Source organism: Rathayibacter sp. AY2B7, from assembly GCF_002931635.1.
GTDB lineage: Bacteria > Actinomycetota > Actinomycetes > Actinomycetales > Microbacteriaceae > Rathayibacter.
The window spans coordinates 1-8,728 of the sequence record NZ_PSUC01000128.1; the positions used below are offsets into that span (position 1 = coordinate 1).

An 8,728-nucleotide genomic window follows, 5' to 3' on the forward strand; every position below is an offset into this window, starting at 1 on the left:
CCGCTCCGGCTGGCGGACGCCCCCGCCGCGCAGGAGAGCCGTCGAACTCGGGAGATCACGACCGGACGACCTCCACGTGGTTCACGTTCTCCGCCGCCCGCCGCCCGCAACGTCCGTCGGCACTCTCCTGCCCTGTCCTCTCCGGCCCTGCGCTGTCCTCTCCTTCCACGTCCGCTCCTGCCCCGTCCGGTCAGGAGCGTCCGGCCGCGGCGACCGCTCCACGCCGCCCGTGCCGCCACCCGTGCCCCCGCCCGTGCCGCCGCCCGACCTCACCGGATGCCGCTGCGCGCGAACCCCTGCACGAAGTAGCGCTGGAAGCACAGGAACAGCAGCACCATCGGCAGCACCGACACCAGCGCCAGCGCCATGCTCGCGCTGTAGTCCGGCGTCGACTGGCCCTTGAGGTAGAGCAGGCCGATCGGCAGCGTGAACAGCTCGTTGTCCTTCAGGGCGATCAGCGGCCAGGCGAAGTCGTTCCAGCTGCCGAGCAGAGTCAGCAGGATCAGGACGGCGATCAGCGGCTTCGAGAGCGGCAGCACGATCTGCAGGAACACCCGCAGGTGCCCCGCGCCGTCGATCCGCGCCGCCTCGATCAGCTCCTCCGGGATGGAGAGGAAGAACTGCCTGGCGAGGAAGATCCCGAAGGCCGCCGCCGCTCCGGGAAGGATCACCGACCAGTAGGTGCCGTAGATCTGCAGTCCGGTCACGAGCTTGAACTGCGCGACCATGATCGCCTGCACCGGGATCATCATCGTGGCCAGTGCGAGCAGGAACAGCAGGTTCCGCCCGGGGAAGCGCAGCCGCGCGAAGCCCCAGCCGGCCAGCAGGTTCACCACGACGGTGAACACCGTGACGAACGCGCCGATCACGACCGAGTTGACGAACCACTCGCCCACGGGGAAGCGCGCGAACACCGTCGCGAAGTTCTCGAACGAGATCTCGCTCGGCCAGAAGCGGGGCGGGCCGGGCGCGAACACCTCGCCGCGCGGCGAGAAGGCGATGACGAGCATCCAGTACAGCGGGAAGAACACGATCGCCGAGGCGACGATCGCGACGACCAGGCGGACGACGAGTCCGGAGCGGGAGCCGTCGCGGCGGGAGGGGCGCCGGCGCGGGGTCTCGCGCGCGGTGGCCGCGGCGACCGCGGCGGGCGTGGTGACGGTGGAGGACGACATGAGGGCTCCTAGTCGACGAGGTCGCGCGTGCGGCTCGTGCGCCACTGCAGATAGGTGAAGGCGAGGGAGACCAGCAGGATGACGACGCCGAGCGCGGCGCCGTAGCCCTGCTCGCGGACCTGGAAGCCGTTGCGGTACGCGTAGGTGCCGAGCACCGACGTGGAGAAGCCGGGGCCGCCGCCCGTCATCACGAAGACGATGTCGAAGACCTGGAACGAGGCGAGCACGTTCATGATCAGCAGGAAGAAGGTGGACGGGCCGACCAGCGGCACCGTCAGTGCGCGGAACTGCTGCCAGCGCGTCGCTCCGTCGATCCGCGCGGCCTCGTAGAGCTCGGGCGAGACGCTCTGCAGGCCCGCCAGGTAGATCACCATGTTGAAGCCGATCCGCAGCCACACCGCGGTCAGCATCACCGAGATCATCGCCGCGGAGCCGTCCGACTGCCACGCGACCGGCGAGGCGCCCAGCGAGCTCAGCACCTTGTTCACGATGCCCGAGGACTCGCTGAAGATCGTGACCGCGATCATCCCGGAGGCGACGCCCGAGATCACCAGGGGCAGCACGATCACCGTGCGGAAGATCCCGCGCGCGGGCAGCACGGAGTTGAGCAGCACGGCCAGGCCGAGGCCGCCGGCGAGCTCGAGCGGCACGGTGACCGCGGTGAAGAGGAGGGTGTTGCCCAGGCTCTGCCAGAACACCGGGTCGGCGCCCATCCGCAGGTAGTTCGCGAAGCCGACCCACTCGGGCGTGCCGAAGCCGCGAGACTCCTGGAACGAGAGCTGGATCGCCCAGAGGATCGGCACGAACAGGAACAGCGCCATCAGGAGCAGGTTCGGGCCGACGAAGCCGAAGCCGGCGAGGGCCTCGCGCCTGCGGGCCGACCGCGGCCGGGCGGAGGAGCCCGCCCGGCCGCGGAGGGTGGTGGCGGTCATCAGCTGGTCGCCTGCTGGATGGCCGCATCGAGGCCGGAGAGGGTCTCCTCGGTGCTGCGTCCGCCGACGAACGCCTCCTCGAGCTGGTCCTGCATCGCGACCGAGATCTTCGCGAGGAACGGCGAAGTGAGCTGCTGCACGTCCCGCGGGGTGATCGTCGCGGCCTGCTCGACGAACACGGGCATCACGTCCGGGCGCACCGCGAAGTCGATCGACGCGGGGTCGATGTCGGACCGGGTGGGCAGCTCGTTCGTCGCCGCGCAGAACTCGGCCATGGTGTCGGCCTGCGTCATGAACGAGAGGAACTCGGTCGCGAGCTCCGGGTTGTCGGTGTCGGCCGTGGCGACGAGGGCGTTGCCGCCGAGGTCGGTCGCGCCGCGCTCGTCGACGGGCATCGGCGTGGCGGTCCACTCGAAGTCGGCGAGGTCGTCGATGTCCGGCACCAGGAAGGACCCGGCGAAGGCCATCGCCGCGGTCTGCTCCGTGAAGAAGGAGTCGGCGTAGGTGGCGGACTTCACCGAGCTGGTCGGCGGGACCCAGTCGTTGTCGAAGAAGCTCTTCGTGAAGTCCAGCGCCTTCGCGCCGGCGGCGGAGTCGATCGCCGGAGTGGTGCCGTCCTCCTCCAGGAGCGTGCCGTCGGCCTCGAACAGCCAGCTCAGCCAGCGGGGCGTGCCGCCGAGCTGCCAGTTGTAGACGAACGGGTACTGCTCGGCGGGCAGGCTCGCGCGCAGCTTTGCGGAGGCGTCGGCGAACTCCTCCCAGGTCCACGCCTCGTCGGCGGTGGTCGGCACGTCGGTGATGCCGGCCGCCGCGAGCAGCTGCGTGTTCACCAGCAGCGCCGACACGTCGGTCTGGTGCGGGACGCCGTAGGGCTTCCCCTCGAACGAGACGGCCTCCTGGAACGCGGGCGTGAAGGAGTCGAAGTCGTCGATCCGGTCGGTCAGGTCGAGCAGCTGCTCCTGGCTGGAGTAGACGCCGAGGTTGCCGTAGTCGACGCGGAACACGTCGGGGGCCTCGCCCGACGACAGCTGCGCGTCGATGTTGCTGAACATCTGGTCGTAGGGGACGACGTTGAGCTCGACGCTCGCCCCCTCGTGCTCGGCCTCGAAGTCGGTGATCAGCGACTCGAAGGCCGCCTGCTCGGACTCGCTGGCCCAGGTGGTGAAGGTGATCGAGTCGGCGTCGGCCGAACCGCCGCCTCCTCCGCCGAAGCCGCTGCAGCCGGTGAGGGCGGCGGTCGACGCCAGGACGGCGGCGAGGGGGATGAATCGTCTGCGCATGGGTGGTCTCCTGCTGTGAAGGGTCGGACGGGGGCGGGGTCGGAGGGCCGCGTCAGGCGGGGCGGCGGAGGGCGGTCTCGACGAGCGAGACGAGGCCGTGCGGGCCGAGCTGGCCGGCGAGCAGGTCGAGCGGAGTGGGGACGGGCAGCGCCGAGGCGGCGCGGCCGAGGCGGGAGGCGGGCACGGGGGCGGCCTCGCGCTCCTCCGGCTCCGGGTCGGCGAGGGCCAGCGCGAGAGTGGCGGCCACGTCCTCGACCGCGCGGACGCAGCCGAAGCGGATGATCCGCTCGTCGTCGATCAGGGCCTCGCCGTAGCCCGCGCGGAACGCCGAGCGCTGCACGTCGCTGATCGGCCGCGAGTAGATGACGCCCAGCTCGATCAGGAGCAGGTCGGCCTCCCGCGGGGCGACGGTGGCCTCGTCGAAGTCGATCAGCCAGGGGCGGCCGCTCTCGTCGATGACGACGTTGCCGGGATGCGGGTCGCCGTGGAGGGGCACGCGGGAGGTGGGCGTGCGGGCGCGCTTCAGCCGCCGCTCGGCGCCGGCGAGGGCGTCGAGGCGGGAGCGGTTACCGCGCCAGAGCGCGGTGAGGAGGGGGCGGGACTCCGGCTGCGCGTCGATCCTCTCGTCGGTCTCGGCGAGGAGGTCGGCGAGCGGACGGCGGACACGGCGGATGCCCCGCCGCACGGGAGGCGCGAGGGTCGGCGGCTCGGCGTCGTGCACGGAGCGCAGGACCGCGCCGAACCCCTCCCAGTCGAGGGCGTCCTCGCCGGAGTCGACGGCGTCCTCGCCGAGGATCCACGGCGCGACCGAGACCCGCAGCCCGCGGTCCTCCGCCCAGGGGCGCCCGTCGGAGGCGCGGTGCGGCGCCGCGACGCCCGGCACCCCCGACTCGCCCAGCGACGCCGAGAGCGCGAGGCCGAAGCGCCCGTCGCGGGCCGACGCCTTGACGCTCCACAGCGCCCCGGAGCCGTCGGCCGCGCACCAGACGCGCGCTCCGTGGTCGAGTCCGCCGACGACGGGCTCCAGGTCGACGAGGCCGACGCCGAACTCGCGGCGCACCAGAGCGCGCGCCCAGGCGCCCGCCTCCTCGATCGTGTCCATCCCGCTCATGCTGACGTGCGGGCGCCCCGCGAGCAGGTGCTTGCGCGATCGGTGATCGTAGGCATGGGTGCGGGCTGAGCCGCGTCTCAGGCTCGTGCCCCGGGCCGCCCGACGAGGAACCACGCCATCGACCCCAGGAAGGGCGCCACCACGACGGCGATCGTCCACAGGCCCTTCCGCAGGGGATCGAGGCCGGAGCGGAGGACCTGCGCGACCGCGAGGATCGCGACTCCGAGATACGCGGCCCCGCACAGGGCGGCGACCACGCTGGTGCCGAGCAGTGACATGTCCATCGCCCGACGCTACGCGCGGCGCGGCGCTGCCGGATCCGCCGCGGGGCGGAGACTCCCGGCGATGCGCAGCGGGCCTCGCTCAGCGGCCGAGGACACCGGTGATCGTCCGCGCGCCGTCGGCGGGGAAGAGGGCGAGCCGCTGCTCCGTCCCCTGCTGCCGGACCGTGAGAACGGGAGCCGCGAGCGCGTGACCGTGGTGGTAGCCCGTCACCGACTCGGGGGCGTCCCCGGCGGTGAGGGGCAGGAACGCGATCGGCGAGAGGTCCGCGTCGGCGCGGAACAGCGAGAGCGCCCTCGCGGTGACGACGGCCAGCAGCACGGGGTCCGGCTTCGCCGCGCGCAGCGCCGGGAGGTCGACTGCGGCTCCGGCGACCGCGAGCGTCCGCAGCGAGGCCAGCGTCTCCGGAGTGTTCAGCACCGCGGTGACGCCGCCGTCCGGATGCTCGGCCCGCAGCCTCTCGAGGCTCGGCCGTGACCACCGCTCCTCGACGCGCCGCCGGAGCCCGAAGCCGAGCACCGCGACGATCACCGCGGCCACCGCGAGCACCACGCCCCAGCCTCCGTAGAGCTGGAACGCCCGGGCACCCGACCACGCCGCCGCGACGACCACCGTCGCCCCGAAGAACGCCTCGCTCCCGAGCGACCGCAGCCGGGTCGACTGCACCTCCTGCGTCACGAGCGCTCCTCCGGGTCGGGCGGGGATCCACCCTCGCGCGGAAGGCCGGCTCAGCGCCCGCGGCGCGCCCGCGGATCGGTGAGGAGCCGGACCGGGGGGAGGTCGGCCAGGTCCGGGGACACGAAGCCGAGCACGTCGGAGTGGTGGTCGGCGGAGGCCCGGCGGAGGAAGGACCAGCACTTGAGCGAGGACGGGCGCCGGTCGAGGGGGAGGGGAGCGGCCTCCACGATGATCACGGTGGCGGAGCGGTGCAGGATCCGCACGGGCACGCGGCTCTCGCGGCCGTCGACGGTCCAGCTGGAGACGCCGCGGATGCGGCCGTCCTCGCGGTCGACCCCGACGGTGAGGACGCTCCGGAAGTCGTCGGACGCGGCGCCCATGCCGATCTGGAAGTCCCCCTCCGCGCCGTCGAGCACGAAGGCGACGTCGAGTCCGCGGCGGTGTCGGACGGTGAAGGTGGCGAGCAGGGGACCGCTCCCGAACCTGGGGGCCTCGTCGCGGGCCTGCCGGACACGCTGCTCCGCGTCGTCCCTGTCCATGGAGCCACTCCTGCCGTTCCGGCGGAGCGGGGCCCGCGCGCCCGTCGAGCCTAGGGGCACGGCCTGCCGGTCAGCGGGCGCGCGGCAGGGTCACGCGGAACCGCGCTCCCACCGGTCCCGCCTGCGCCACGAGGTCGCCGCCGAGGGCCCGGGCCAGCCCGCGCGCGATCGGCAGGCCGAGGCCCGAGCCGCCGTCGGCGCGGTTGCGGGCGTCGTCGAGGCGGACGAGGCGGTCGAAGACGCGCTCGCGGTCGGCCTCGGCGATGCCGGGGCCGTCGTCGTCGACGGTGATCGTGACGGAGTCGGCGGCCGCCTCGACGGCGACGTCGATCCGGGAGCGGGCGAAGCGGGCACCGTTCTCGAGGAGGTTGCCGAGCACCTGAGCCAGCCGGTCGGCGTCGGCGCTGACCAGGAGCGGCTCGGCGGGCCGCTGCAGCTCGATCGCGAGGCCCGGGCGGCGCAGCTCCTGGCGCTCGATCGCGGCCTCGGCGATGCCCGCGGGGTCCAGCGGACGCGACTCCAGAGCCAGGCCCTCGTCCAGCCGCGCCATCAGCAGCATGTCCTGGATGAGGCGGCCCGCGCGCAGCGACTCCCGCACGACGTGCACCGAGAGGCGCTCGCGCTCCTGCTCGCCGCCGTCGCCGCGGACGAGGGCGTCGGCGGCGGCCTGGATGCCGGCGACCGGCGTCCGCAGCTCGTGCGCGGCGTCCGAGACGAACGCGCGCATCCGCTGCTCCGCCGCGAGGGCCGTCGCCTCGGCGGCGAGGGCGCTGCGCTCGGCCTGCTCGAGGTCGTCGAGCATCTCGTCGAACGCGGTCGCGGTGCGGCCGAGCTCGGTCCGCGGACGGGAGGGGCGCAGCCGCCGCCCGCGGTCGCCGTGCGCGATGTCGCGGGCCACGTCGGTCATCCGCTCCAGGGGCCGGAGGGTCGCGCGGACCACGACGATCAGCGCGAGCGCGGCCAGCAGGAGGAACACGGCCGACGCGCCGAGCAGGATCCCGTTCAGCTGCGCGAGGGTGCTGCCGACCGATCCGGCCTCGCTGGTGAGCTCGAGGCGGGTGCCGTCGCTGAGGGTCGACTCGAGGGTGATCAGCTCGTCGTCGGCGGCGACGCTGCTCGAGACGACGGTGACGGCGGCAGAGGCGGCTCGGGGCGAGACGGCTCCGGAGGAGGAGCTCGTGCCGGGCGGCGACGGCGGCTCTCCGAGCTGGTCGGCGGCTCCAGGGCCCAGGCGCAGCTGCTCCGGGCTCGGCCCGGCCACGACGTCCTCGCCCTCGGGGCTCGTGATCCGCACCGAGACGCCCTGCGCCGAGAGGCGGGAGGCGAGGGCGTCGTCGGCGATCGTGCCGACCAGCGCGGCGGCGGCGGAGGCGCGGTCCTGCAGCCGCTCCTCGATCTGGTCGCGGAGGCGCTCGCCGAGCACCGCCTGCACCGTCGCCGAGAGGGCGAGGAGCAGCACGGCCAGCAGCGCGAGCACGGCCAGGACGGTGCGGAGGCGGAGCGAGCCGGTCCGCAGGGCGCCCGGCTGGGAGCGGCTCACGCCTCCACCCGGTAGCCGAGGCCGCGGACGGTGTGCACGAGCCGGTCGCCGTGCGCCTCCATCTTCTTGCGGAGGGAGCTGAGGTGCACCTCGACGAGGTTCGGGTCGACGTGGTCGTAGCCCCAGACCTGCGTGAGGATCTGGGTCTTGGTGAGGGTGCGGCCGCGGTTCCCGGCGAGGAAGGCGAGGAGGCGGAACTCGGTCGCGGTGAGGTCGAGGGCGACGCCGCCGCGGCGGGCGCGGCCCGACTCCGGGTCGACGACGAGGTCGCCGATCTCGACGACGGACGGGATGCGGCCGCGGCGGCGCAGCACGGCGGTCACGCGCTTGACGAGCTCGGCGAGCACGAACGGCTTCACCACGTAGTCGTCGACCCCCTCGTCGAAGCCGCGGAGGCGGTCGTCGACCGCGTCGCGGGCGGTGAGCATGATCACGGCCGCGTCGCTGCTGCGGCGGATCCGCTCGGCGAGCACGATGCCGCTCGGGCCGGGGAGCATCCAGTCGAGGATCACCAGGTCCGGAGCGAAGGTGCTCAGCTCGCGGGCGAGGTCCTCGCCGGAGACGAGACCGCGGACCGTGAAGCGCTCGCTGCGCAGCGCGGTCTCGACGGAGGAGCGGATGGCGTCGTCGTCCTCGATGAGGAGCACACGGGCGGAGGAGGGCATGTGCTCGAACCTAGGGGCCGCGGATCGGGGCGCACCCGGCGTCTGCTGTGGAGGGTCTGTTCTTAAGTCCGGCTTCAGATTCGCCTTCGAATCTGAGATGGAACCGGCCGCAACCGATCCCGAACGGGGTCGGCACCGGGCCGGAACGAGGAGACACCCATGACCGAGTCGACCACCCCCGCCGAGAAGGGCTCGAGCTTCGGGCCGCGCCGTCCGAAGAAGCGCGCCCTGACCATCGGCATCGCCGTCGGCGCCCTCGGACTCGTCGCGCTCGGCTCGACCGCCGCGTTCGCCGCGACGCCGTCGAGCACGCCGACCTCCAGCGCCACCCCGCTGCACTCCACCTCGACCGACGCTCCGTCCACCGGTGCGCCGTCGACCGGTGCGCCGTCGACCGATGCGCCCGCCGAGGGCACCGCTCCCACCCCGCCCGGCACGAGACGCCCGACGCGGTCGCCTCGGTCCTCCGCTCGATGCGCCGGCGCGAGGTGCTGCGGACCGCCATGGGTGGCGTGCTCGGTCTCAG

10 protein-coding genes are annotated in these 8,728 nt (G+C 73.6%); all 10 read right to left on the reverse strand.

All coding sequences use genetic code 11. The annotated features are described in order from the left end of the window. Positions 1-269: 269 nt before the first annotated feature. Positions 270-1,175 (reverse strand): carbohydrate ABC transporter permease, encoded by a 906-nt coding sequence (locus C5C27_RS15525; protein WP_104295831.1) that lies wholly within the window; start codon positions 1,173-1,175, stop codon positions 270-272. An 8-nt stretch (positions 1,176-1,183) separates the two neighbouring features. Further along, entirely contained in the window at positions 1,184-2,107 is a 924-nt protein-coding gene (locus tag C5C27_RS15530; RefSeq protein ID WP_104314857.1) for a carbohydrate ABC transporter permease, read from the reverse strand. Continuing rightward, complete coding sequence (locus C5C27_RS15535) at positions 2,107-3,387, reverse strand: sugar ABC transporter substrate-binding protein (protein WP_244229553.1); 1,281 nt, start codon at positions 3,385-3,387, stop codon at positions 2,107-2,109. The genes C5C27_RS15530 and C5C27_RS15535 overlap by 1 nt, the downstream gene beginning before the upstream one ends. 52 nt (positions 3,388-3,439) lie before the next feature. Beyond that, complete coding sequence (locus C5C27_RS15540; RefSeq protein WP_181133564.1) at positions 3,440-4,489, reverse strand: aminoglycoside phosphotransferase family protein; 1,050 nt, start codon at positions 4,487-4,489, stop codon at positions 3,440-3,442. Between the two features lie 86 nt (positions 4,490-4,575). Continuing rightward, complete coding sequence (locus tag C5C27_RS15545; protein WP_104225196.1) at positions 4,576-4,782, reverse strand: PLD nuclease N-terminal domain-containing protein; 207 nt, start codon at positions 4,780-4,782, stop codon at positions 4,576-4,578. A 79-nt stretch (positions 4,783-4,861) separates the two neighbouring features. Then, the gene (locus tag C5C27_RS15550) at positions 4,862-5,458 is read right to left on the reverse strand and encodes a hypothetical protein (RefSeq protein ID WP_104314859.1); all 597 of its coding nucleotides are present in this window, start codon (positions 5,456-5,458) and stop codon (positions 4,862-4,864) included. Positions 5,459-5,508: 50 nt separating this feature from the next. Continuing rightward, on the reverse strand, positions 5,509-5,997 hold the full coding sequence (locus tag C5C27_RS15555; RefSeq protein WP_104283961.1) for a hypothetical protein: 489 nt from the start codon (positions 5,995-5,997) through the stop codon (positions 5,509-5,511). 70 nt (positions 5,998-6,067) lie between these two features. Then, complete coding sequence (locus C5C27_RS15560) at positions 6,068-7,537, reverse strand: cell wall metabolism sensor histidine kinase WalK (protein ID WP_104314860.1); 1,470 nt, start codon at positions 7,535-7,537, stop codon at positions 6,068-6,070. After that, on the reverse strand, positions 7,534-8,202 hold the full coding sequence (locus C5C27_RS15565) for a response regulator transcription factor (RefSeq protein ID WP_104225192.1): 669 nt from the start codon (positions 8,200-8,202) through the stop codon (positions 7,534-7,536). The genes C5C27_RS15560 and C5C27_RS15565 overlap by 4 nt, the downstream gene beginning before the upstream one ends. A 74-nt stretch (positions 8,203-8,276) precedes the next feature. Further along, positions 8,277-8,728, reverse strand: a 452-nt coding sequence (locus tag C5C27_RS18415; protein WP_219813188.1) for a hypothetical protein, incomplete at its 5' end; no start/stop codon positions are given.

What these genes read in the sequence shown, in the direction of transcription:
- C5C27_RS15525 (WP_104295831.1), bottom strand. Translation starts at nt 1,175, where the DNA reads ATGTCGTCCTCCACCGTCACCACGCCCGCCGCGGTCGCCGCGGCCACC.
- C5C27_RS15530 (WP_104314857.1), bottom strand. Translation starts at nt 2,107, where the DNA reads ATGACCGCCACCACCCTCCGCGGCCGGGCGGGCTCCTCCGCCCGGCCG.
- C5C27_RS15535 (WP_244229553.1), bottom strand. Translation starts at nt 3,387, where the DNA reads ATGCGCAGACGATTCATCCCCCTCGCCGCCGTCCTGGCGTCGACCGCC.
- C5C27_RS15540 (WP_181133564.1), bottom strand. Translation starts at nt 4,489, where the DNA reads ATGGACACGATCGAGGAGGCGGGCGCCTGGGCGCGCGCTCTGGTGCGC.
- C5C27_RS15545 (WP_104225196.1), bottom strand. Translation starts at nt 4,782, where the DNA reads ATGGACATGTCACTGCTCGGCACCAGCGTGGTCGCCGCCCTGTGCGGG.
- C5C27_RS15555 (WP_104283961.1), bottom strand. Translation starts at nt 5,997, where the DNA reads ATGGACAGGGACGACGCGGAGCAGCGTGTCCGGCAGGCCCGCGACGAG.
- C5C27_RS15565 (WP_104225192.1), bottom strand. Translation starts at nt 8,202, where the DNA reads ATGCCCTCCTCCGCCCGTGTGCTCCTCATCGAGGACGACGACGCCATC.